We start from the raw sequence: 25725 nt of genomic DNA on the forward strand, positions 1-25725 counted from the left end.
AAGTCTAAAGAAAACATTACGTTAGACGGAATTTACGCTGAGCTTAGTGCTTAAGGTTCTGTCTATGTAGTCATCATATATTAATTTCAACCTTGGCTCCTCCAAGTTAAAATATAATACACATTCATACCATGATATATTTATCAGGAATTATAAATATATCAAATAATATTAATTTTTAAAAAATATTTTAACTAAATTCCAATTTTGGACAAAAAACGTCAGGTTTTACTGCCACAATCAACACACTAAAATAATAAATTAGGCTTATCCGTGGTTAAAAAATTATTACAGATTTTTGTTGATGAACTTTATCGTCTCAACTATAAATCGACTAGCATTACACATCGTCTTCCATTTTATTGGTATCGACCATTTAAATTAATGAGCCGATTACTTGTTTTACCCATCATATTTCTATTTATGGTTTAATTGTAATGAACAAAAACTTATCAAAATTAGAATGGTCACTATTGGTGACAACAATTACTTTCATTAGTCTTAGTGTCTTCCTTTACTACTTCTTATGTAAGAACTTGTTTAATGGTGGATTCAACGATGTTCTTGAAATAATTGCTGTATTGGTGCTGACTTATGGCTCATTTGTTTTTGCAAACTATAGCGTAACATTATTGGCCGAGAAGTATTGCAGCCGTAGGGTTCAACATGAAGATCATTAAATGGGTAATCTCGGCATCAACTTCGCTAACATTCTGGATTTTCATACTATGTTACTACTTCTCTAACTCAATCAACGCCAACACTGGAGCAAGTATGGCGCCTACTTTTGAAGGTAAGTACTGGACTATGGTCAATGGTGTTCGTTTGGGTAGATACAATCCTGAACACGGTGATGTCATTCGGTTCCTGCACCCTCCAAAACACCGTTCTGAAAACATCTCATTCAGAAAAAGAGTGATTGGTATACCAGGTGATACTGTTATGTTAGATATGGGAAAACTTTATATCAATGGTATAATGGCATCTCATGGAATAACGAATAAAGAAGATGGTTACATATATATAAACGAGAAAGTTGGTCTTCACGATTATAATGTAAGGTATTCGAAAGAAAAATCAAAATTATTAAAAAGTAATCTTACTTGGCACGTTCCAGAAGGTAAAATAATGGTATTAGGTGATAATCGTGATCACTCCTATGATTCAACCTTTGATAGTTTCGGATATGCAGACATTAATAATGTTAACGGTATCTATAACAAAGTGATACTCAACGTAGCAAACGGTAGCCGTAAGTTAAATTGTAATTTAAGAAGCTCATCTGATTACAACATCCTCAACAGAAATTGTTAAACATTGTGATGACAGATGTAAATTAACCGGGCTAACTTCAATAGCTAATTTTTAGATTATAAATAACGATAGTAGCTGTCTATTAATAATAGGTAACGCGGGGTATCCCACGTTACCTTTATTATTTATATGGGCTTACAGAAAGTGCAACGGAATCAACTCCAGCCCCAGCACACCACTGATGCTCATTACCACCAGCAGAGAGACCTTGAAGACGGTCTTTGACCACTGGAGGTAGTTGAGGCAATCAACCTTACGAAACGTCACTTTAGTCCACATAAAACAGACTGCCGCCGACACAGCTAGGTATTCATAACCTGCGTCTCCGAGTAGGAACAGAGCCAATGAGACTGCGCCAAACGCCACCACATAGGCTTTCATGTGTTTATGTGCTTTGTCGACGCCTTCTTTCACCGGTAACACGGGAATGCCTGCATCTCGATAATCTTGTATCCGGAACATCGCGATCGCGTACGAGTGTGGCATTTGCCATAAACAGAACATCACAAACAACAATACCGCTTCAAGGCTGATGTAATTAGTCACCGCCAAGTAACCCACCAATGGCGGAACTGCGCCCGAAATACTGCCGACTAAAGTGCCGTACACCGATGTACGCTTGTACCACATGGTGTAGAAAAAGACGTAAAACACATAGCCAAGCAACACCATGACCGCAGAGATCGGATTAGCGAACTGAAACAGAAGCGCTGTGCCTGAGAGCAGTAAAACCAAGGCATAAACGAACGCGACGTCCGTATTGATGTTGCCCTGAACCAATTCTCGATTTTGTGTGCGCTTCATCTTTTGGTCGATGTCTCGATCAAAGATGTTATTCACCACACAACCTGATGCAATCACAAGCCCCACACCCGCTAATGTTGTCAGTAACAACATCGCATTGGCTGGTTCTGTTTTTGCGGCGAGGAAGAACCCCGCCGCAACAGAAATCAGGTTGCCGAAAATGATGCCCGGTTTGGTGATAGACAGATATCTTTTCAGCATACCTAGCCTACAACTTCATGTTGACGTTCATGTTGTAGATGATCCATACCGAGCCAGCGATAAGAATCAATACAACAATGGCGGTAAACATCAATGACACCAAGTTCCAACGCCCATCGGGAGATTTCGCTTCCATGTGCAAGAAGTACTTAAAGTGGACAAAGATTTGCACCAGCGCACAGCCGAACAAGATCACGTAAGTTTCCGTACTTGGTAGCGCATGTGCCCACACAATGTAGAACGGAATAATGGTGAGAATTAGTGAAGCAATAAAGCCTTTCACGTAATCCGTTGCACCGCTGTCTAGATGCTGTTCCATTACATCACCCCCATTAAGTACACGATGGTAAATACACAAATCCAAACGATATCAAGGAAATGCCAGAACAAACTTAAGCACTGGAAACGCATCGACATGTTGTTGTTCAAGCCTTTGGTTGAAAGTTGGTGATACGCCACCGCCATCCAGATAAGACCGAACGTTACGTGCAAACCGTGTGTACCAACCAAGGTAAAGAACGCTGAAAGGAACGCACTTTCTTGAGGACCATAACCTTCTGCAATCAAGTGGTGGAACTCATACACTTCCATACAGATAAAGGCTAAGCCCAATACGAAAGTCACTTTGATCCATCGCTTCAGTCCGGTCACGTCTTTGCGCTTCATTGCAATCATGCCAAAACCAAAGGTGATGCTACTGAACAGCAGCATCATGGTTTCGACAAACACGAACGGCAGTTCAAAGATGTCTTTACCTGTCGGCCCTGCAATTGATCCACTCTCAAGCACGGCATACGTCGCGAAAAGCGTGGCAAACAGGACACAGTCACTCATCAAGTAAACCCAGAAGCCAAACAACTTATTCCCCGCAGCTTCGTGGTGATGATCATGCGAGTGTGCAAGATCATAAGTGTGTGACGGAGTATTAGCTTGCATACGTCGTCTCCAAGTCATCTTTTTTGTCGTTGTTATCAGTGTCAGCGCTGTTACCACGACCAGAATGGTCGCCTTTCACTGACTGTTTCTTCGCTTCTGCAAGCTGTGCACGTCGAGCCGCTTCAATCGCTTTGATCTCTTCAACTTCCACGTAGTAGTCCACATCGTCGTTGTAGCTGTGTTGAATACACGTCACCACGATGCCTACTAAGCTTGCAGCCGCTAGCCACCAGATGTACCAGATCATTGCGAAGCCAAATGCCAACGCCCATGCAGACACATAAATGCCTGTCGGTGTGTTCTTCGGCATGTGAATACGTTCGTATTCTTCTTCCTGAGTTGGATCAAACTCACCACTTTGCTTTTGATACCAGAACGAATCGATCTCATCGCCCTTAGGCAATTTTGCAAAGTTATAGAACGGTGGTGGTGACGATGTCGCCCATTCGAATGTACGTCCGCCCCAAGGGTCACCCGTTAGATCTCGGTTTTGGTCGCGGTCACGAACACTCACGTAAATCTGAACGAACTGACACACCACACCCATCGCAATCACGCCCGTACCTGCAGCCGCAACCGCCAATAGTGGGAAGAACTCAGGGTTAATGTCTTGGCTCAAACGACGCGTCATGCCCATAAAACCTAGAGCGTAAAGCGGCAAGAACGCCATCAAGAAGCCGATGATCCAGCAGTAGAACGCGCGTTTGCCCCAAAGCTCGTTCAGAGTGAAACCGGTCGCTTTCGGGAACCAGTAACCAATCGCAGCGAAACAACCGAACACTACGCCACCGATGATTACGTTGTGGAAATGCGCAATCAGGAATACTGAGTTATGCAGAATGAAGTCTGCACCCGGTACTGCCATTAACACGCCCGTCATACCACCAACGGTGAAGGTGATAAGGAAGCCAACTGTCCACAACATAGGTGTTGTGAAACGGATACGACCTTTGTACATGGTGAACAGCCAGTTGAAGATCTTAACCCCGGTCGGGATAGAGATAATCATGGTTGCGATGCCAAAGAAGGCATTCACATTGGCGCCTGAACCCATGGTAAAGAAGTGATGCAGCCAAACCACAAACGCTAAAATAGTGATAGCCACCGTCGCCCATACCAGTGAGGTATAACCAAACAGTTTTTTGCGAGAGAAGGTTGCAGTCACTTCAGAGAACACACCGAAGATAGGCAAGATTAGGATGTACACCTCAGGGTGTCCCCATGCCCAAATCAAGTTCACATACATCATCACGTTGCCACCAAGGTCGTTGGTGAAGAAGTGCGTGCCGATGTATCTATCCAACGTCAGAAGCGCGATGGTTACCGTTAGGATTGGGAAAGAGATGATGATCAGGATGTTGGCACACAGAGATGCCCAAGTGAATACTGGTATCTTCATCATTGGCATAGAGGGAGTACGCATGCGCAAAATGGTCGCAAAGAAGTTCACACCCGTTAGCGTAGTACCCACTCCGGATATTTGCAGCGCCCATATCCAATAATCGACCCCGACTCCCGGGCTCGCCTCAATACCAGACAGCGGCGGATACGCCAACCAACCCGTACGGCCAAACTCACCTAAGCCAAGCGACATGTTGGTTAGGATAATACCCACCACAAATAGCCAGAAGCTCAAGTTATTCAGATAAGGGAATGCAACATCACGAGCACCGATTTGCAACGGCACGATGATGTTCATCAAACCGATAACCAAAGGCATCGCTACGAAGAAAATCATGATCACGCCGTGAGCCGTGAAGATCTGGTCGTAGTGATGTGGCGGCAAATAGCCCGTTTCACCGGCTGCAGAAAGCAATTGCTGGCTACGCATCATGACCGCATCAGCAAAGCCACGAACTAACATCACCATCGCAACAGCAATGTACATGAAGCCCAATTTTTTGTGGTCTACCGACGTAAACCATTCATTCCAAAGGTATTGCCACTTACCGGCTTTGGTTACCGCGTACACCACTAAACTGCCCACTAAAGCGATCATGGTTAACGTGACCAAAATAATGGGCTCGTGGTAGGGAATTGAGTCTAGAGTTAATCTTCCAAACATGACGATTATCCTTGGGTTTCCGGCAAACAGTTCATTGAACCAGGGTGCTGGGTCACGACATCAGTGAATAAAAATGGTGGGATACTTGAAAACAGCGTCACAGGCTCAGCGACACTTGGCGCGGCCAATGAACGGAACTGCTCCCAATCTTCGATGCGATCAGGGCTTGCTTTCACTTTCTCCACCCAGTTTAAAAACGCCACTTGATCAGGCATGGCCGATGCGGTGAATTTCATCTGAGAGAACCCTTTCCCACTGTAGTTCGATGCAAAGCCTTTGAAGTCACCTTCGTGGTTTGCAATTAAATTCAACTTGGTCACCATTCCCGGCATCGCGTAGATCTGCGAACCAAGACGCGGGATAAAGAACGCGTTCATGATGTTGTCTGAAGTTAGCTTAAACGTCACCGGTACATCTTTCGGGAACGCAACATAGTTAACCGTCGCAATGTTTTGCTCCGGATAGATGAACAGCCACTTCCAGTCCAGAGAGACCACTTCGATCACCATAGGTTGCACATCACTTTCCAGAGGCTTTGATGGCTCTAATTCGTGTGTTGTTCGCCAAGTGATGGTGGCTAGAATCGCGATGATGATGATTGGAATCGTCCATACCACCACTTCAATCTTGGTTGAGTGTGCCCAGTCAGGTGCATACTCTTCCGTGGTATTGCTCTCGCGGTATCGGTAAGCAAAGTAGATGGTCATCAGAATCACTGGGATGACGACAATCAACATCAGCAACAGAGCCGTGATAATCAGCTCTTTTTCCTGAACGCCAACGCTACCTTTTGGGTCGAGCAATGCGGAGTTACATCCTTCGAGCATCAGAACGGTTCCCAGCAAACCAATCTTCGACAAATTTGTCCTCGATAAAATGCGTTTATATCTTGAAGCTTCCATTAACTTTCTCGATGGTTATCCAGCCTCAGAACGAACGTCTGAGTACTGGTTGTCATGATCATTAGAATATTTATGTGTTGAGCATGTGAAACGCCGCATCTCAAAAAGCAATGCAATAAGGTTCGTTACTGCTGGGTTAAAACCACACAGAAAACATGACTTAATTGTTACACTTTGAAATACATTGTTACATTCGGCGCATTATGAAGAGTTGAAATTGAAAGCTCACCAAACAAACTTGGAAACTAACCTTCCATTTATGAAGACGAAAACTAAGAAGCAGTAAGCGATTAAGACACACATCAATAGCGTGCTACATAGATGGAGCCAGTACTAACAAGGGATTTAGAAAAAGTAGATAAACACTCGCTCACCACCAAAGCTCGGGGCAAGTTCAAGGTACATTAGAAAGAGCGAATAAATAGAAGTGTGACGCCCGTCAAAATTGTGAATTCACATACCATTTACAAGGTATTCACTGGTTAGATTATTCAAAACACCCACTCATTCACCAACAAGATAATCAAGCATTCATCTATGCACTAATGTGACGAATTGAAAGAATATAATGACTAACAGAAAGGATAATTTGACTAATTGAGGGCGTAATAGCGGTGAAAAGCACAACAAAAAGGTAGGAATTGGGATGAATTTATCGAGAATAACCACACCATAATCGAGCCAGATACGGCTCGATTATGGGCAATTAAAGAGTAGCCAAATTGAAGAGACGTTAAATTGAAAAACAGTTATGCCGCTTGAGTAGTCATGGATTTTCGCTGATTTCGAGTCATCAAATGATAAACCACAGGTACAAAGTAGAACGAGATAAGGGTGGTTAATACGGTACCGCCCACAATCGCGACCGCAAATGGAGGCCAGAAGCCACCACCAGCAATGATCAGTGGCATAAAGCCGCCAACAGTCGTTATCGTGGTTGAGCTGATATGGCGAGTACACGACATCACAGCTTCAACGACTGCATCTACATTCCCGGAGGAAGCCTCTTTATCGAGTTTCAATTCGGTCAAAATCACAATGGCCGCGTTAATCGCTAAGCCCGCAATCCCAAGCATCGCGATAATCACCGTAAAGCCGAACGGATAACCGAAGATCCATACCGACAACAGCCCTAGTCCACCAGCCAACCCTGCTACCATGAAGATGATGCTGCTCATTCGGAACGAGTTGAATGACATCACCACCACCAGCACCATCAATACCACCACGACTGCGACATTCGAGATGAGGCTGTTGACTGAATTGTCTCGCTCCGCTGATTCGCCACCAAAACCAATGGTGTAACCCGATGGCATCTCATAGCTTGCTAAGCGTTTTTGGAATTCATTAAGTACGGTTTGAGGTAAGACACCCGCTTCAATGTAACCCTCGATGGTATTCACACGCTGCCCGTTACGACGAGTAATCGCACCGCGACTGGTCGTCAATTCCAGTTCTGCCAGCGTCGAAACATTGATCCCTGTTGAGTAGACATCAGAACTGATTGGCAGACGAATATTGCTTAAGTGAGCCAAGTTTTCACGCGCCTCATCTGCCACACGAACACGGATTGGTACCGACTCACTGCCTTCAATCACAGAGCCACTTTCACGACCTGTCAACGTAGTTTGCAGCATACCTGCGAACTGGTTCAATGAAATACCATTCAGCTTTGCGGTGTCTTCATCAACCTTCAACCACACCTTCGGAGTACCTGGTTGCAGCGTTTCCCTTGTGTGCGTCACATGAGGAACACCCGCCAAAATCAATCGCACATCCTCACCAATCGCTTTCAACGTATCGAGGTTTTCACCATAAACACGCAGCTCAACAGGCGCAGTAAATGGAGGCCCTTGATTAAGCTTTCGTACCAAGATTTGTGCTTCCGGCACCTCGTTATCCAACACCTTTTGCAACTGTGGAATTAGCGCATTGGCTTGGTCAAAGTTCTCTGTTTTCACCATGGCTTGCGAGAAGTACGGCGCATTATTTTGCCTTGCTTGCAGGTTGTAATAGAAGGATGGGAAGTTTGCACCCACGAGCCAATCGATACGCTTCACTTCAGGGTAACGATGAATGATATCGTCGATTTTTTCAGAAGTATTTTTAGTGGCGTAAATGCTCGCTTGAGGTGGCATATACACCTGAATCTCAAACATGTCTCGGTCTGATGGCGGGAAGAATTGCTCAGTCAACTGAGACATACTCCAGTAACCGGTAAACGGTACCAATAACACCAAAGCAATCGTGATGATTGGATGCGTGACGCCAAAGCGAACAGAAGACGAAAACCAACGCGTCAAAGCAGGAATTCTCAAACCCGTCATGTACCAATGGTGCCGCCCTTTCTTATCAACGTCGCTGAGTTGTTTCGGTAATAACTTGGTCGCTAAGCCTGCGATTAAGGTGTGCGAGATGATGTAAGAGCCGATCAATGAGAAAGAAACGGTAATCGCAATACCACCGACAAATTCACCCGATGCACCCGGCATCAAGATAATCGGAGCAAACGCCAACACGGTAGTTAAGGTTGAGCCTAATAACGGCACCCATAAATGCTTCAATGCATTCATGGTCGCTTCAGCGCGCTGTTGCCCTTTCAAGCGATAAGCTTGAATGGTATCGACCATCACCACCGCGTTATCAACCATGATCCCGAGCGCCACAATTAGGCCTGTCACCGACATTTGGTTAATCGGTACACCGGTCATTTTCATGATCGACAAGGTCAATAATGAGGTTAACGGCAGAGAAATGGCGACTAAGATCGCGGCACGCACGCCTAAAGTGACAAACAGCACAATCAAAATCAGACCGAAACCGATCATCAAGCTTTTGCCTAAATCGTCTAAGCGAGTCTCGGTATAACCTTGCTGATTAAAGAGCACGGTCACCTTAACGTTACTTGGTAACTCTTGCTCAAATTTACCAATCAGAGCATTAGCTCGCGACGTCCAGTTATCGACTCGCAGATCAGGGTGCATTCTTGCCGCGACAATCACACCCGGCTCACCATCAATAATAGCAATCTGGTCTTGTGGGGTTTTCTCACCACGTTTCACAGAAGCAATGTCTTCCATACGGATGATGTGACCTTTGCTATCAGTGGCTATTGGCACTTGCTTAATGCGTTCAATGGAATCAAGCTCAGACTTAATCTCTAAGCCAAAGCGAGAATAAGCACTCACTAACTCGCCGGCCGAGTTCTTGGCGTCTGCCCCTTCGAGCGATTCAGCGATATTAGCACTTGAGCGCCCCAACGCGGCTGCATCTGCGGTACGTAAACTGATTTGAATCTCTTCTTGTGGCATACCATATTCATCAACGAATTCAGTACCCGACAAAGTTCTTAGTCGCTTGGCGAGCTCTTTGGCATAACGGCCCAGCGTTAACCTATCAGGCTCGCCTGCACCAGACCAAGTTAGAGATGCGATGGTCGTGAAAGCATAGGTATGGTCGCTATCGAGATCAGGCGATTGAGCACCCGCAGGCAAAATGGATTCGATATCAGATAACTTGTCGCGAGCTTGGAACCAGACGGGTTCTGGCTCGGTGATGGTGTCATTCAATTCTAGCGTGACAATCGATACGCTCGGCCTAGAGGTTGAACTCACCAATTTAACTTCACTCAGCTCACGCAGCTTGTTCTCGATTACCTCAGTAACCAAGGTTTCAACACGCTCGGCACTGGCTCCGGGGAAACTGGTAGTAATGTTCGCGTAACGGTTGATGATTACTGGGTCTTCTGCACGTGGCAACGTCATGAACGCCGAAATACCACTCACCATCAGCAGCGCGGTCATCAAGATAAGCAGTCGAGTGTTGGAAATAGTCTCTATTATTTTCATACTATTACCTACTCAGCCGCACTGACTGGTTTCACGATTTGGCCCGGAACTAAGCGATGTAAACCACTGGCGATGACCTGTTCACCGTCTTCAATCGCCCCACTTACGTACGCTTGTTGATTGTTAGCAAACAACACCTGAACACTTCGGCGCTCAACTTTGTTGTCTTCACCAATCACAAAGATGTTCCACACACCGCGCAATCCATCAATCAAACCCGTTAATGGCACCCAGTAACCTGAGTCATCAATCTGCTCATCAAATTTAAGGTAGGCAAGTTGCCCTTCCAATACCGATGATTGTTCAGGGAATAGGTAACGCAAACCGACACTGCGAGATTGGGTGTCGACCATTGCGCCGGGATTCAATAGCTCCACGGCATAATCTGTTCTCCCAACTCGGATGTTAGGCGAAGAAAGTGAGGTGACTTTTTGCATTTGGTGAGCAGGAATACCGATGAAGGCCTCTTTGCCCTCAGAAGCGAGCAGTGTAAGAGTTGGATTACCCACATTCACCACATCTCCGAGCGAAACAAAGCGCGTCGCGATGGTTCCAGAATAAGGCGCAAGCACTGTCGACTTCACCAATTTCAGTTCATTGCCTTTTACCGATGCATCGATGCGCAACAAGTTCGCCTGCAATACGCGCTGTTCACTGGTTAACGAATCAATTTCCGCCTCAGCACTGAAGCCTTTTGCTTTCAATGAGCGCTGACGATTTAAGTTCGCGGCCACAAGACTCAATTGAGCTTTGACTTCTTCAGCCTGCGCTTTCAGTTGGCTAGACTCGGTTTCCAAAAGTTGGGTATCCAATCGGATCAATGGCTGACCCGTTGTGACTGTGTCACCGACATCCACCAGAATCTCATTGACCTTACCCGCCAATTCAAAACCCAAATTCGCCTGCTGCCCGGCCTTTACCACACCGACATATTCACGCTGTACCGCATACGATGGAGAGCGTTCCAAAGCGACAGTTTCTACTGTTAAGACTGTCGACGCTGCACTATTCGATTCCACTGCAGCATTATCTGCATCGGATGCTGTCTCGGCTTGTGTATCTTCACCACACCCGACAAGAAGAGTCGACAACGCCACTGCTACTGCGCTTCCCTTCATCAATTTATACATACTTCCTGTTCCTATGCGGTACTCAATTATGTTCTTTTTTTAGACTAACCAAACCAAACTAGACTGTCTAGTTTGATTATGTTAAAAATAAGTTTCATGATTAGTGTTTGATAAAACCATCACAAAAAGCATAATGCTTAGCGCCAAATGAGACACCTATAGCGGAGTATCAATAGGCACTAAGCAAAGAGACAAGCTAGGTAACGACCCAACACCAAGTAACGAGAAGCAAGCACGTGACAAAAATCATCAAGAGTGAACAGAAGAGATCGCAGATCTTAACCGCAGCCAGCCAACTTTTCTCTGAACATGGCTTCAAGATCAATATGGATCAAATTGCCAAAGCAGCGAACGTTTCCAAGCAAACGGTCTACTCTCACTTTAAAAACAAAGACGAGCTTTTCGAAACCTGCATGCAAACTAAGTGTGCCGAGCGCGAACTCAGCCCTTCTGCTTTTGATATGAATGCCACTTTGGAAGACGAATTGGTGAAGTTTGGTGTGAAGTTTCAAGATTTGTTACTTGATGAGCAGTCCAGACAGACCTTTCAAAATGCTGTGAGCCAATCCAACACGCACCCAGAGATCGCCTCTATCTATTTAGAAACTGGGCCTCAGAAAACCACCAAGTTACTTGCTGATTATTTGCAGTCGAAAATAGACTCTGGTGATCTCACACTGTCGACATCAAGCTCACCAGTCATTGCAGCACGCCAACTGTTGCTGATGTTTCACGGCAAATCGGCGTATTGGTCATTCTTCGGTCACGATAGCGGAGAATCCGAAGAAGAAAGGCTTCACTACACTCGCGAATGTGTCGCGCTGTTCTTAAACGGCAACCAGCCTCGTTAATTGTAGCTCTATCTTTGAATAAAAAAGGCACAGAGAAATTCATCCTCTGTGCCTTATCAATCATCAGTCACTCTCAGCAATAACAGCGATCGGTTTATTGGGTATGTTCCACAACGATCAGCTCATCGGTATTGAAGCCACGCTCTTTCGACATGGCTTTAAACTTCTCCATCACTTCTGGTGCGACTTCAGGCGTTCTTGCGAGTAGCCATAAGTAATCAGTGTCGGGCCCAGAAACAAACGCGTATTGGTAGCCCTCTTTGTCTAATTCAAACACGACATAAGCGCCGTAGAAAGGGCCAAAGAAAGACACTTTCAAATAGCCTTGTTCAGAGCCCTCAACGAAGTACGCTTTTCCTTCCGCTTCGTTCCACTCACCTTCTTCCGCCGAATAACCACGGTTAATCACCTTCACGCCGCCATCATCACGAAGGCTGTATTCAGCGCTGATGTTGTCTAAGCCACGCTCAAACGAGTGATCCAAACGAGCCACTTCGTACCATTTCCCTAGGTATCGTTCCAACTCAAACTGTTGAACAGGCTTTACCGTTTCGGGCATGCCAACACAACCACCCAATAAGATCACGCTAAGCAGCAATAATATTTTTTTCATCCTAACCTCGACTTGTTTTTATTAGTAATGCGAGTAAGTCTCTTGAAAACATAAACTTACATCCTTGGTAATACGTTAAATCCATTTTTATAGCTCACTTAACTGTAATTTATTCAGAACCTTATGTGAATTGTTTAGTCTGCGAATGGATTCGCAATCCTTTATTGACGAGCTGTATTCCCACAACCACCTCAAAAGGCACTGGAATTACATTCAAACAAGAGAGCAACCAAGGACACTTTATTATTAAAAATTCACGATATGATTCTCGCTACTCGCTTTCTATACTTACTAAACCGTGGAACATGGAAGACATAATAATGAATAACAAGCTCACTCTGCCACGTACTGCATGGATAGCATTACTCACAAGCTTATCGGCCGTAGCGCCGGTGCTTGCACAAGCCAACACTATTGTTCAAACACAAACAGCAGTTCAAGCGCAAACAACTGTTAAAAGCCAAAGTGCTGACCAAATTTTTACCAATGCAGATATATGGGCATCGCGAGTCAGACTCGATCGTTACCCACAAAGGCAAGATCATCTTTATCGGTAACCAATCACAGGCGCAAACTTTTCAAGGGCAAAGCACTGATGTCATTGATCTAGACAATGCCTTTGTCTTGCCGGGGTTCATTGACAACCATAACCATGTGTTTGAAGCCGCCTCAGAGCTGGGTGGCAATTGTGAACTCGACTCTGAAGCAACGTTAGAAGAGCAAATTCCCTACTTAGAAGCGTGTAAGATCAATGCTGATACCGATGGCAGAGGTTGGCTAATGGGTTATGGTTTTTCTTTAGAAGCGACGCTCGATAGCGACTCTGACTACACGCCACTAGAGATCATCGACAGTATCTTCCCGGATCGCCCTGTGGTGATCATGGAGCAGACATCACACTCAATGTGGGTCAACTCCAAAGCACTAAAAATCGCCCGAATCAGCCAACAATCTCCGGATCCACAAGGTGGCGCTTATTTAAAAGATCCTGATAGCAGCAAGCTCAATGGCATCTTGCTAGACAATGCTGGCGATCAAGTGATGGAGATGGCGTGGAACAGCCAAAGCGAACTGTTTGAGCAAAGCTACCAAGGGTTAATGTTCGGGCTTGAGGAAGCAGCAGCCCACGGCATCACCACCATTGGTGACGGTCGCATGTATTGGAAACGAGGTTGGTATGACGTTTGGTTAGAGGCCGAGCAAAATCAAGACTTAACGGCGCGTGTGTCGCTGCGCCCTTGGGTGTATCCATCGATGGCGATACCTTCTCAATTAGAAGTCTTTGAGAAGATGTATTCCGACGATAAAAGCCGTCTGTTACTTGTCGATCAGGTGAAAATGTACAGCGACGGCATCTTTATCAATGGCACCGCCAAAACGCTCGCACCCTACTTAGATACCTATCTACCCCTGTCTCCTAATGGCTTGAACTATATTCCGCCAGAACAAATGAAAGAGTGGCTAACTGCGCTCGAAAAAATAGGGTTTAGCGCCCACATTCATGCCATTGGTGATGGCGCGGTTCGTGAATCTCTTGATGCAATAGAAAGTATTCGCAAACAAGGCTCAACCAAACCCTACACCCTAACCCATGTCGAATTAATCAATGATGAAGATGTGCCACGCTTTCGCCAATTAGACGTAACCGCAGATTTCCAAGTCGGCTCTGATTACGTTGCAAGGCATCAACACCAATGGGCCGAAGCTTTCCTTGGTGCTCGCCGAGCTAAAGCTATGATGAACTTAGACGCAATACTCAAGACCGACGCGAATATCACCTTAAGCAGTGATTGGAACGTACACGACATCAACCCTTTAGTCGGCATCGCGAACAGCTTAATCATGGGCAAAACCGGCCTAACTGATATTTATACCGCGATTGATGCTTACACACTCAATGCCGCCAAAAGTCTTGGAATTGAAGACGTAACAGGTTCTATTGAGGTGGGGAAATCCGCTGACTTCGCCATTCTCGAACGCGACATCACCACAGTGTCAGTAAGACAAATCGCTAAGACTCAGGTGTTGATGACGGTGTTACGCGGGGATGTGGTTTACGAAAAATAAAGCCAATTAGCGTATCGAATTGGTTATCGCAACTCAAACGAAAACGAGCCAGCTTATTCAGCTGGCTCGTCTGTTATTCACATAGGTATTTTATGTTGTGTTACGCGTTGGTCTCTTTAAGCGCTTTCACATTTGAATCTTGTTTGTCATCCAGAGCAAAGTAGATCTTCGATACAATCACTTCAGCAACCAGAATCGTAAATACCACCGCGAAGAACGCGACAACACCGCCCCAAGGGCCTGTAAAACTCACCTTATCTCCGAACAGAAGGTTAATCGCTTCTAGCATCACGAATTTTGAGCCCACCAAGATGATATAAGTGGTGATTGCTCGGTAAACCTTAGGCGCGGTGCCCGGCTTGCTTTTGAAGTGCTCGCAATCTTGTGCTCTAAACCAATAGAGAGCTTCAACAACAACGCCGCAATCAAAGAGATAGTGAAAGACTCAATGTTGACGAAGTCCCAGTACTCATCGAAGAAGTTAAGTACGACCAAGTCCACCAGCACGGCTAACGTGTAACCTACGAATAGACGTTGTGGTGTGTTGAACCCGTAAACTTTGTCTGATTTAGTCATTCTGTCTCTCTCTAATTTGATAAGTAGCCTGTCACTACCAACTAAAGAAAGAATAGAGACGCTAAATAGATGCCCCATATTTAAGCAATGAGTGTGTTAATTGAAATCTTGCGTCCAATAAGACATCTTCGATGCATCTGACTTACTGGCTTTGTATCCAATCCCCATCTTTGTGTGTCGGCTATTCATCACGTTTTGGCAGTGACCTTCGTGACCAACCCAACTATTAAGACCGGCATTGTTAACTTGCCCATCACTTCGCGGGCTGGTGTAACCGAAAATAGGAATCACAACCGAATTGGATGAAAGGACAAACGCATTCTGACCAGAACTGTTCACAACAAAGTGACCTTGAGCATCTCTTCGGTACTGCTCATCTGAGTTCAACTGGGCATTACTCGCCGTATTATTGTCCCAAGCGATAGGAGCTGCTGGTGGGTAGTTACCACTCGAAAACGATGAACCAAAGGCATCACAATAACGTTGTGTCGACCTCGCACAATTTGTCGAGATAACAGATTGGTACTTGATACTGTTCTGACTTAGATCTTCTGGAATATTCACAATTCGGCACCATTTTTCATCGGCAACGCCTTGACCGGGCATCCCCCAAATCGGACCATTCAATAATTGATTTGTATCTAGTGAAGCGAAATCGATGAGAGTGTCGCTATTAAGCTGACCTAGATCCAAATCGATCTTTCCAGATGAAGTGTTCAACTCAAAGATCGAGGCCCCAACCTCCTTAGCTGCTGCGTTAATTTTGTCGCGCTGTAATAATTCCCACGAATCACCAAACCGCTCTTTTGACTGCTCTCCATAAGCTTGAGCGATAAAATCGTAAGTAGGTAAATTAGACTCTGTCCCGCTCCCATCTTTGGAAACTACGCTGCCAACGGTTTTAAATTCCAACGAACTGTCGAACACCGCATCGTTAAACACATACGATCCCAAGAGCTCACTAGAACAAGAGTTACTTTGCATATCGTATCGATATTCAGAAATTGTACCGTCCACAAGTAACTGATGATCCTTCCTTTGCGCGCTTAATCCTGTGGTTTCGTAACAGTGCCAATCGTTAACAAAGTTGCTGCCATTATCGATAACGATTGTTGGTACAGCGATAGTCACATCAACCTCCTGAGTATCTCCACTCTTGAACGCAGGCAGCTCATTTTTGACGGTAATAGATGAGAAATTTCTGATTGGATCCGTTTCTTCGATAAAACCTTCGATCGCAAAAATCATATTGTTGCTAAGAGCTTTAATGTCAGGCTGCTGAGAGGTAGATGATGAGCCGGTATTACTTGGATTACTTGGAACATTAGCGTTATTAGACGTTGTGCTGTCACCTCCTGATGAACTCTCTCCACCACAACCCGTAATAATCAGTGCTAGAAGGGCGACTGCCGAGATATTTTGTTTTTTCATGAGTTAATCCTTAAGCATATATTTTTCTTGATGTAAGGATGTTGCCTCATAGAACGAACTTAAATTTCAGACCAATGTCAGAGCCCCTAAATACTGACACCGATTTAACATTTTATAAGATATTGTCAATTTAACGTTCGACCTATAAGTGGATGAACTCATTCAGTATTTTCATTAAGCCTTCCGTTTTAGATCCAGTTACAGTTCGGTAAATTGACTCTCAACACAAGGTGACGACGATTTGAAATACACCTTAACGTTCGAGTAGGAAAAACTTAGAAATATTGAAAAGCACCAAAAGATAAGTCTCGTCATTGCTTGTCACCAAATGGCCATTCTTCAAATGCTGCGCCCCATATGATGACCCCATCAGCGACACACACTCATTTCCAAAAGGTGCAGACTATGAAAAAGCTAATCACTAACGCGAACGTATTTAACGGTGTTGATAACAACCTAATCGAGAACGTATCACTTCTTATTGAAGACAACTTGATTACTCAAATTGGCGAGGTTGATGCAACGTTAGCGGATGAAATCATTGATGCTCAAGGTGGCACAGTCATGCCAGGCCTGATTGATGCGCACGTTCATATCACGCTCTCTGCCTCTTTTAATGTCATTGATACGATGACTCGTGAAGAAGTGGCGATTCGCTCAGCAAAGATTTCAGAAGAGATGTTAATGCGCGGCTTTACTACCATTCGCGACGTGGCGGGCAATACGCTTGGCCTTAAAAACAGTATCGACAAGGGCTATGCGACTGGCCCACGCATTCTTCCTTCAATGGCGGCTATCTCACAAACCTGTGGTCACTCCGATTACCGTCAAAACCAAGCACAAGAGCGTTTAGCAAACGGCCATGAAGACTCACCAATGATGAAGCAAGGCTCAATGAAAGTGGCCGATGGGCGTTCAGAAGTATTGAAAGCGGTGCGTGAACAGCTATTCATGGGCGCATCACAAATCAAGATCATGGCTGGCGGTGGCGCATCTTCAACCTTCGACCCGCTAGACACATTGCAATTTACATCAGACGAGATGAAAGCCGCAGTTGAGGCCGCTTCAGATTACGGCACTTATGTCGCTGCGCACATCCACACCTCTGATGCGATGCGCCGAGCAGCTGAAGCGGGCGTGATGTCTTTCGAACACGCGACCATCATGGACGACGACATTGCCGAAATCATTAAAGAGAAAGGCATTTGGGTGATTCCTTCTTACTTTACCTCTTCATTGATTGCAGAGCGTAAGATCCCGCTGCCAAATGAAGAGACATACCGCAAGACAGAACGCGTAGGCAAAGCGATGTTCAAGTCAGCAGAACTGATTAAGAAATACGACATCCAGAACATCGCTTTTGGCACTGACTGTGTAGGTGAAACCAACGTTCACGCGACACAATTGAATGAACTTGGTGCGATTGAGCAAGTATTCGATACCATCACCGCGCTTCGCATGGCGACATCAAACTGTGGTCGCTTGTTCGAAATGTCGACCTACCAACACCCATACCAAGAAGGCAAGTTAGGTCAGATCGTTGAAGGCGCGTATGCCGACCTATTGATCATCGATGGCAACCCACTGGAAAGTGTTGCATGTGTGGCGAACACAGAGACACAAAAACTGATCATGAAAGACGGCAAGGTGTACAAAAACACGCTTTAACCTCGAAAAGCGCTCGTCCATTCACCATAAAAGCAACAAATCTAAAGCAAATAACCGAGATGACTAACTTGGTTGTTTGCTTTTCTTTGAATCGCCTAAAACTGATCTCGCTTTCGACCAACAAACTCTGACAACAACTCGATTCTATTTTAGATCAGCATAAATTGTGGTTGGAAAACCAAGGCGGCGAACGAGCACAATTAGGTAATACCGATCTAAGTAATCTAGCGCTTCAAGATGTTGACCTTCGTTGCGCCAACCTGATACGTACTGATTTTAGTGGCGCCGATTTATCGGGTGCGAACATGAATGAGGCTGACATCACCTATGCCAATTTCAGCCACGCGAACCTCAACAATACGAGCTTCCGCGATGCTGACCTACGTAACGCCAACATGAGTTACGCCCAAATGCTCAACGTCGATTTACTGCGTGCCGACTTGTTTCGCACTGACTTCAGCAATGCTCAAGTTAATGACTCTGCTTTCAAACGAAAAGACACAGGCAATACCATTATTGAGCTGCGAGATCCTACCCGACAGTGTCTCTCTGCCAAGTAGGCTCAAACAGCGATGATCTCCAATGCGCTGATATTGTTGCATATTCATTCGATTATTCGATAAATACCGAATTGGACTGGGCACTCACCTACTGAACTCAGGTCGTAATAGCAGATCTCGCACCCCATATCACTAAGCATCGAACGACATTGTTCTTACTTGGTTTTTTGTTCTTACATATTTTCGATTCTCATGTATTATGTGCGCCCATAATTGTATGACAAATATGTAGCGCCGTTTCTGTATGACCAAAGCCACCAACCACGCGATTTTGCTCTTAGTATTCGCCAACCTGCTCGCCTCCTTTTCAGACGTTTCACTAAAAGTACTGAATGGCGAAGTGCCCACGTTCCAATATGTGTTTATCCGCCAGCTATTGAGCGTGATGTTGCTGCTTCCTTTTTGGCTAAAGCTACCCAGAGAGACGCGCATGCAAGGTGGCTGTCGCATCAACTTCTTACGGGCTCAATTCATCCTAGTAGGTAGTGGCTGCGCAATGATTGCCATCACACACCTCACCTTGGCGACCGCAAATGCGATGTTCTATGTTGGGCCCATTCTTATGCTCCCGCTTTCTATTGTTTTACTGAAAGAGAAGCCGACATCATCAAAAGTGGTCGCGACACTGATTGGCTTCGTGGGTGTGTTAATCGTGTTGCGTCCAGAGCAATTTCACTGGGCCGCTATTGCGGGCTTAGGCAGTGCGCTCGCGATGGGTGTCGGCAATATTTTGATTAAACGTCTTCACGCAGAACAACACATTATCTCGACACTATTTTGGACCAGTGTGATGACTCTACCGCTGGCGTTGGCTCTTGCTCTGCCTGCATGGGCGGCGATTGAATGGCGTCATGTTGGGTGGATTATGGCAATCAACCTATTCGTTCTGGGGTACCATGCCCTTGTGGTGGTCGCTTATAAAAAAGCGCCAGCAAACCAAATTGCTCTCGCAGAATATTCGGGGTTGGTGTTTGTGACCCTATTTGGCGTGATGTGGTTTGACGAGATTCCAGACATGTTGACCCTTGTCGGTATTAGCCTGATCGTCATTCCTATGATGCCAATAAAATGGAAGAAGTATTTCAGTAGGCCAAACCAGACGGCCCTTGATATAGAAGCTAATCAGCCTAAGCCTTAATCGTCGGCAGCATCATTACTGCGCATCGAGCTAACCCACTTTCGACCTATTCAAATGAGAAAAGGGACCGGTATTTCTACCCGTCCCTTTTTATTTTCGTTTGTGTAAGGTATTACTTAAGCTTGAACACCAACACTTTGTTGTATGCCGTTACCATCAGTAAATCTTGCTGTTTCCCGCCAATTTCTAGATTGCTGATATGGCCCGCATCGATAGCAATGAAGTCTATTTGCTTACCGTCTTTATCGAACACACCCACGCCACCATGCGCTGCAACAAAGAGGTTGTCATCGGCATCAACAGCAACGCCATCAACCATAGGTTCAGAGCCAGACTCCGCTTTCACTTGAGCAAATTGCGTCTTATTGCTGAGTGACTGTCCATCAACATCAAATCGGTATACCCAGCCATCAGATGTGTCGGCAACGTATAACGAAGATTCATCAGAAGAAAAAGCGATGCCGTTTGGTAACTTGAACTCTCCAGTGATCAACTTTAGATCACCATTTAGGTAACGATAAACGCCATTAACCGCTTGCTCTGGTTCTGCCTTTGCTGGGCCGTAACCTTGGATACCAAACGGAGGATCGGTAAACCACACGCTTCCATCGCTATTAACGGTTAAATCGTTCGGGCTATTAAGCAGCTTGCCGTTATACGTTGCAGCGACAATCACTTTCTCTCCGTTGCCCTGACGGTACGACAACTTTCTATCATGGCGAGCAGCCCAAAGGTTGCCTTTCACATCAATATCGAGACCATTGGCATAGCCAGAATTATCATCAAAAACGCTCAACTTGCCGTTAAGATCGTAAGAGTAGGTTGTGTTATTTGGAATATCGCTAAACAAGAAACGTTGATGTTCCACATCCCATGTTGGGCCTTCAACAAAGCCGAATGAGTCTCCAACCAGTGTTGGGTTACTTTCTACAACAGAGGCAGCTGAAACATTCATAGAGGCAGCCATTGCAGCGGTAATAAGTAGTAATTTGTTCATCGTTCTTCTCCTTTCTGTTTACGTTTTGAATCTTAGTTTCTTGAAGGAGAGAGAAAACAGTACAAAATGACTTCACTGTTTACTAAATGGTGTTAATGATGAATTTGATTTATATGCAGACCTTCTTGACTGTCGCCGAAGAGCAAAGCTTCACCAAGGCCGCTGAAGTATTGGATGTGTCGAAAGGTTTGGTGTCTCGGCATGTACAACGACTCGAAGAAACATTGAATTCTAAGCTGTTTCACAGAACGACTCGTTCTATCAGCCTCACAGAAGTGGGTGAAGAGTTGTATTCGAAAGCGAAGCAAATTCAACTATTAGCAATCGAAGCGGAAATGCGTGTCTTAGACATGACGCAGGAAGTGGCAGGCGATTTAAAAATTACCGCACCGATAGAGTTTGGGCGTGCGCTTTGTCGTCATATCATCCCTACTTTCAAGCAAGAGTACCCAAAAGTGGATTTGATTCTCGACTTTGGGCCGATGAAAAAGAAGATAGAGTCTGGAGACTTTGACATTGCTTTCCGAGCCTACGATGAACTCCCTAATGATGTGATTGCCAACGATCTCGGGCACATCCGCAATGTTCTCGTTTGCAGTGCAGGTTACGCATCGACTAACCCACTCATTACCACCAAAGACATCCATAAATGCAGCTTCATTCTTAACAGTCAAAATGAACGTTGGAATCAGTTGGAGTTGGTCAATGGCGAGCAAACCTACCATGTTGAAGTAACCGGAAGCGTTAGCTCGAATACCTACAGTTCAATTTTGGAGTTAGCGATGCAAGGGATAGGTGTCGCCAGCTTGCCGTTCTATCAAGTTGAAGAGCAGCTCAAACAAGGTGAGCTTATTCACGTATTCCCAGAATGGTCGATAAAAGCCCAAAAGCTAAGCCTTATCTATGCTCAAAGAAGAGTAACACCGCAGAAGTTAGTCACTTTTAACCGAGCGGTAAAAGAGTGGCTGGAATCGAATAACGCTTATACGTTGTGAGTTTTAGAACGCTAAACCTTTCAATTGGAACGTATGTGCGTTCCATTCATATCAGGCTCAATCGCAGTGCTTTCAATAGCTGATAGGCTGCCGTGTATTCGTCGATTTTGAAACACCCTCCCCCTCTAACTCCCCCTCAAGTTGAGTTCATCCCCCTCTCTAGATTGACGACCGAGGGGGAGAATCTTCTTTGGCGCTGAATGTGAAAATGCGCATGTCGCCATCGGCATTCAGTTCCTCCCCTTTCCACGAAATCATAATGGGTCGAAAATACGGATTAAGGGGAGATTAGGAGGGAATTTGAGGTTGGTGTGATTACCGAGGGAGGTTGGGCTAACACGGATTTGCCCCATTGTTGGTTAGAGTTCGAGATAGTAAATATCGTGTTTATATATATTAACCCTATAAGAGGTAATCCGACCGAGTCTACCCTTCAGAATTTCTCAGATATGCAGTATCGACCATAGGGATATTTAAAACTTTTGAGTTAATTTTATGCGGTGAAGAAAGGCGTTACTATATATGGAGTACTTTTGGTACTTTAGCTGAGAATTCATGCCGCCTAGCATGTTCAAATAGCAAGGCGGCAATAGACTTTTGAACGAAATGTTAGTTCGCTTCGACGCCATTGATGAATGTCTTCCCAAGTGATTGCTTGATCGTTGTGGTGTAGTTACCTGACTCTTCTTCGTTCCACAGTCTGTCCAATGCGTTTTGGTTGATTTCAAGTAATTTAACTAGCTTTGGTGTGATAGTGACATTGAAGTCAACTTTAAGGGACTTCTCAAATGCCTCTTCTGATTCTCGGTTAGTTAAGCCTTTATAATTTTTAGGCATTATTTCAATTTCTCCATCGGAACTTGAGTCATTAACGAAGATGTTGATATTCTCGAATTTGATCCCATTACCTATTATGGATTTAAAAGCAGCCTCAATTGTTTCCTCTGTAGGATTTCTTTCAATCAAACCGATGAAGCTATTAAGCTCTTGAGTATTAACTCCTTTAATCTCACCACTTAAGCCAAGTTTGTTCGATAGTTGGGTGATGTTTGGAGATTGAAGATCTAGTGAGTCAACTTTCCAATCAAGCTTCAGGCTCGTATTGTCTTCAATTGTAATTGCTGAATGAAACTTCGCGTCTTTGAAGCTAAATCCACCAGATCGATCGTTGAAACCTCCATCATTTGCAATTATTTCAGTATTATGGGTGTCATTAGTGATATTTGACTTAAGCTCAATGCCGTTTATATAGGCCTGTTCTCTTCTTTCAGAGATTCTAATTCCGTCAATTTTTGTGGATGTAGTGAAGGCTTCTTTATTGCCTTTAAACAGAATCTCAACATCGCCAAGTTTGAAGTTGCTTGAGCGGCCTGTATTGATTTCTCCAAGTGAGAAGTTGCTTTGTAGATCTAAAGACTGATTGCTGGTATCGAATGTGTATTTTATGCTTTCATTTAAGCTTGCTACCTCTCTGATTAACGTTGAGGTAAGTCCTTTATCCTTCGGGAGACTAAAATTACCTTCAACGCTAAGTCCGAATGGCGCAACCGTTGCTGTGTGGCTTAGGTAGATTGGTTCAGGAAGTCTTTTTGAACCATTGTTTATGTAGATAGCGAAATTCTGCTTGATATTGTTATTGTTGATTTCCGTATCGATCAGTTGGGCATCAATGAATTGGTTTTTTAGTCCAATTAGTGAGCTTTCAACTTCACTGGTCACAGTTTCTGCTGCATTCTTAATCAACATGTTATTGGCAACCAAGGCACCACCACCGATGATCGCTGTACAGCTGATTGCAATTAAAGTTTTTTTCATCTTTGCCTCTGATAAATATAGGAATCAATTAGTTATGCTATTTTATATGAATTCAGTTGCTTTCGCACCATAAACCAATTCTTCCCATTAGCGCTCAACAATTACTTTGTTATACCTGTAGTTATTCATTAAATACTAATTTAGAAAAGTCACTGACACGGAATTGTCCGTGCGACCTGAAGTCGTATGAAGTGCTGTTCACCGCAACAAGTGTGAACCATCTGTATCACCAGATGACCCTAGGGTTCTGAATAAAGCAGCGAACCCGACAATGTAACGAAGTTCAGCCTTTGCTGAGCGGGAATGAATTCGTGAGAGGACGTTCCTCCTGATAACCACAATTGGGTGAGTGCTAGGGTGTTGGTATGATGAACGTAAGTGAATCCATTTAAGATGCGTTATACGTGGATCAGCGGAAGTGGTTAATACGCTGTGGCCAAAAGGCATGAGAGTAGGAAAGAGATTGGACAGTGCTCTTTCGTGATCAAGACGCTCTCCGCATTATAGTGGGCATCTAACCCGACGTTGCGCGACATACGGAACAGGGTAAGCCTGTACTTCTCCCTTTGGGAAAGCGGTCTGCAAAGACAGCCGATAGTGGTGCAGGTAAAGGAGGCTAGAAAAAGCGAAAGCCGCGTTGTAATGATGCGGATACAGGTTGTTATCTGGCGCGAAAGCGAGCTGACTTCTAGCTGGTCTCCCGTTGCAAGATAATTTGAAGAACTTTATTCAAGGAGAAATGCAAATGGTAGCTTCAAAAGAAGTTAGTGCCTCTCCTAACGGCACTCGATGGCAATCCATTAACTGGAAAGCCGTCGAACAACACGTATTAAAGCTTCAAATACGCATTGCAAAAGCAACTCGAGAAGGTAAACGCAGTAAGGCGAAAGCATTGCAGTGGATACTAACTCACTCAAAAGCGGCAAAACTTCTTGCCGTTAAACGAGTGTCACAAAATAAAGGCAGCAAAACGCCAGGAATCGACGGCATCATCTGGAATACGGATGCTCGTCGTGTGGCAGCGGTTAATCAATTGAGTCGGAAAGGCTACAAAGCTAAACCACTCAGACGTATCTATATCCCCAAGAAAAACGGCAAACTCAGACCTTTAGGTATTCCGTGTATGATAGATCGAGCGCAACAAGCGCTTTATCTACTTGCCTTGGAGCCTATCTCTGAGACCATTGCTGACCTAAATAGCTATGGTTTTCGACCTAATAGAAGCACAGCCGATGCAATCGAACAATGCTTCAAATGCTTGGGTCTTAAACGTTCAGCACAATGGGTTCTTGAGGGGGACATTAAGGCTTGTTTCGATAAAATTGGTCATCAGTGGCTAATCGATAACATTCAAACAGATAAACGAATGTTGAAGCAATGGCTTGAGTGCGGTTTTATCGATAAAGGACTGTTTTACAAGACAGCAGAGGGGACGCCTCAAGGCGGTATAATTTCCCCAACGCTTATGCTGTTGACGTTAGCAGGTTTAGAAAATCTGGTTAAGTCGGTAGCACGTAAAACTGGCGATAGAGTCAACTTCATTGGATACGCTGATGATTTTGTAATAACTGGGACTTCAAAGGAAGTTTTGGTGAACAACATCAAACCGCAGCTAATTAGCTTTCTAGAAGGGCTTTGTTGCGTAATTCAATGGAACTAAATCAAGAACCTACGATCTGATCAGCTACCACCACTCTCTCTCGTAGCCTTATGCCTAAACCTCGTTACAAAACAACCAACTGGAAGCAATACAACCAATCACTCATTAACCGTGGTTCTTTGACCTTCTGGATTGATGAAGAAGCAATAAGTGG

At 44.7% G+C, this 25725-nt stretch carries 17 protein-coding genes and 4 pseudogenes; 9 read left to right on the top strand and 12 right to left on the bottom strand.

Features of this window, described 5'->3' with window-relative positions; genetic code table 11:
- Nucleotides 1–666 precede the first annotated feature (666 nt).
- The gene (lepB, locus tag AB4384_RS05830) at nt 667–1314 is read left to right on the top strand and encodes a signal peptidase I (RefSeq protein WP_372129049.1); all 648 of its coding nucleotides are present in this window, start codon (nt 667–669) and stop codon (nt 1312–1314) included.
- Nucleotides 1315–1449: 135 nt separating this feature from the next.
- On the opposite strand, the gene cyoE is transcribed toward lepB, so the two are convergent.
- From cyoE to AB4384_RS05865, 7 genes are all read right to left on the bottom strand, one after another.
- Complete coding sequence (gene cyoE, locus AB4384_RS05835) at nt 1450–2319, bottom strand: heme o synthase (protein ID WP_372129050.1); 870 nt, start codon at nt 2317–2319, stop codon at nt 1450–1452.
- Between the two features lie 7 nt (nt 2320–2326).
- The gene (gene cyoD, locus AB4384_RS05840) at nt 2327–2638 is read right to left on the bottom strand and encodes a cytochrome o ubiquinol oxidase subunit IV (protein ID WP_017066633.1); all 312 of its coding nucleotides are present in this window, start codon (nt 2636–2638) and stop codon (nt 2327–2329) included.
- Nucleotides 2638–3273, bottom strand: coding sequence for a cytochrome o ubiquinol oxidase subunit III (gene cyoC, locus AB4384_RS05845; protein ID WP_372129051.1), 636 nt, complete (start codon nt 3271–3273; stop codon nt 2638–2640). The genes cyoD and cyoC overlap by 1 nt, the downstream gene beginning before the upstream one ends.
- A complete protein-coding gene (gene cyoB / locus AB4384_RS05850) occupies nt 3245–5320 on the bottom strand; it encodes a cytochrome o ubiquinol oxidase subunit I (RefSeq protein WP_372129052.1) in 2076 nt (691 codons plus the stop codon). Before cyoB ends, cyoC begins: the two co-directional genes overlap by 29 nt.
- A 5-nt stretch (nt 5321–5325) precedes the next feature.
- Nucleotides 5326–6222: a ubiquinol oxidase subunit II gene (gene cyoA / locus AB4384_RS05855; protein ID WP_081326284.1), complete on the bottom strand. Its 897-nt coding sequence runs from the start codon at nt 6220–6222 to the stop codon at nt 5326–5328.
- A gap of 749 nt (nt 6223–6971) precedes the next feature.
- Entirely contained in the window at nt 6972–10070 is a 3099-nt protein-coding gene (locus tag AB4384_RS05860; protein ID WP_372129053.1) for an efflux RND transporter permease subunit, read from the bottom strand.
- 8 nt (nt 10071–10078) lie between these two features.
- Nucleotides 10079–11200 carry an efflux RND transporter periplasmic adaptor subunit gene (locus tag AB4384_RS05865; protein ID WP_372129054.1) on the bottom strand — a complete coding sequence of 374 codons (1122 nt, stop codon included), beginning with the start codon at nt 11198–11200 and terminating at the stop codon, nt 10079–10081.
- Between the two features lie 236 nt (nt 11201–11436).
- On the opposite strand from AB4384_RS05865, the gene AB4384_RS05870 reads away from it, so the two are divergent.
- Nucleotides 11437–12051 (top strand): TetR/AcrR family transcriptional regulator, encoded by a 615-nt coding sequence (locus AB4384_RS05870; RefSeq protein WP_102393158.1) that lies wholly within the window; start codon nt 11437–11439, stop codon nt 12049–12051.
- A 94-nt stretch (nt 12052–12145) separates the two neighbouring features.
- On the opposite strand, the gene AB4384_RS05875 is transcribed toward AB4384_RS05870, so the two are convergent.
- The gene (locus AB4384_RS05875) at nt 12146–12664 is read right to left on the bottom strand and encodes a lipocalin family protein (protein ID WP_017060193.1); all 519 of its coding nucleotides are present in this window, start codon (nt 12662–12664) and stop codon (nt 12146–12148) included.
- Nucleotides 12665–12984: 320 nt separating this feature from the next.
- Between AB4384_RS05875 and AB4384_RS05880 the strand changes: the two are divergent.
- Nucleotides 12985–14731: pseudogene (locus AB4384_RS05880) on the top strand (amidohydrolase).
- A 100-nt stretch (nt 14732–14831) separates the two neighbouring features.
- On the opposite strand, the pseudogene AB4384_RS05885 reads toward AB4384_RS05880, so the two are convergent.
- A pseudogene (locus AB4384_RS05885) lies at nt 14832–15307 on the bottom strand (hypothetical protein).
- A 96-nt stretch (nt 15308–15403) separates the two neighbouring features.
- Complete coding sequence (locus AB4384_RS05890; protein ID WP_372129055.1) at nt 15404–16738, bottom strand: CAP domain-containing protein; 1335 nt, start codon at nt 16736–16738, stop codon at nt 15404–15406.
- 405 nt (nt 16739–17143) lie between these two features.
- Here AB4384_RS05890 and AB4384_RS05895 point away from each other — a divergent pair, with 405 nt between their 5' ends.
- The 3 genes from AB4384_RS05895 (at nt 17144) to AB4384_RS05905 (ending at nt 20104) form a co-directional block, all read left to right on the top strand.
- Entirely contained in the window at nt 17144–18406 is a 1263-nt protein-coding gene (locus AB4384_RS05895; protein WP_102429130.1) for an amidohydrolase family protein, read from the top strand.
- A gap of 164 nt (nt 18407–18570) precedes the next feature.
- Nucleotides 18571–18966 (top strand): pentapeptide repeat-containing protein, encoded by a 396-nt coding sequence (locus tag AB4384_RS05900; RefSeq protein WP_017060189.1) that lies wholly within the window; start codon nt 18571–18573, stop codon nt 18964–18966.
- A gap of 244 nt (nt 18967–19210) precedes the next feature.
- On the top strand, nt 19211–20104 hold the full coding sequence (locus tag AB4384_RS05905; protein ID WP_102332974.1) for a DMT family transporter: 894 nt from the start codon (nt 19211–19213) through the stop codon (nt 20102–20104).
- A 112-nt stretch (nt 20105–20216) separates the two neighbouring features.
- Here AB4384_RS05905 and AB4384_RS05910 read toward each other — a convergent pair whose 3' ends face one another.
- Nucleotides 20217–21101 carry an SMP-30/gluconolactonase/LRE family protein gene (locus AB4384_RS05910; RefSeq protein ID WP_372129056.1) on the bottom strand — a complete coding sequence of 295 codons (885 nt, stop codon included), beginning with the start codon at nt 21099–21101 and terminating at the stop codon, nt 20217–20219.
- Between the two features lie 98 nt (nt 21102–21199).
- Here AB4384_RS05910 and AB4384_RS05915 point away from each other — a divergent pair, with 98 nt between their 5' ends.
- A complete protein-coding gene (locus AB4384_RS05915) occupies nt 21200–22096 on the top strand; it encodes a LysR family transcriptional regulator (protein ID WP_372129058.1) in 897 nt (298 codons plus the stop codon).
- 609 nt (nt 22097–22705) lie between these two features.
- On the opposite strand, the gene AB4384_RS05920 is transcribed toward AB4384_RS05915, so the two are convergent.
- Complete coding sequence (locus AB4384_RS05920) at nt 22706–23911, bottom strand: hypothetical protein (protein ID WP_017068538.1); 1206 nt, start codon at nt 23909–23911, stop codon at nt 22706–22708.
- Between the two features lie 745 nt (nt 23912–24656).
- On the opposite strand from AB4384_RS05920, the pseudogene AB4384_RS05925 reads away from it, so the two are divergent.
- A pseudogene (locus tag AB4384_RS05925) lies at nt 24657–25541 on the top strand (reverse transcriptase domain-containing protein); the annotation flags it as partial.
- Nucleotides 25542–25621: 80 nt separating this feature from the next.
- Nucleotides 25622–25725, top strand: a pseudogene (locus tag AB4384_RS05930) (IS5/IS1182 family transposase); the annotation flags it as partial.

Origin of the sequence: Vibrio sp. 10N.261.51.A4 (assembly GCF_041471945.1) — a bacterium.
GTDB classification, from domain to species: domain Bacteria; phylum Pseudomonadota; class Gammaproteobacteria; order Enterobacterales; family Vibrionaceae; genus Vibrio; species Vibrio crassostreae_C.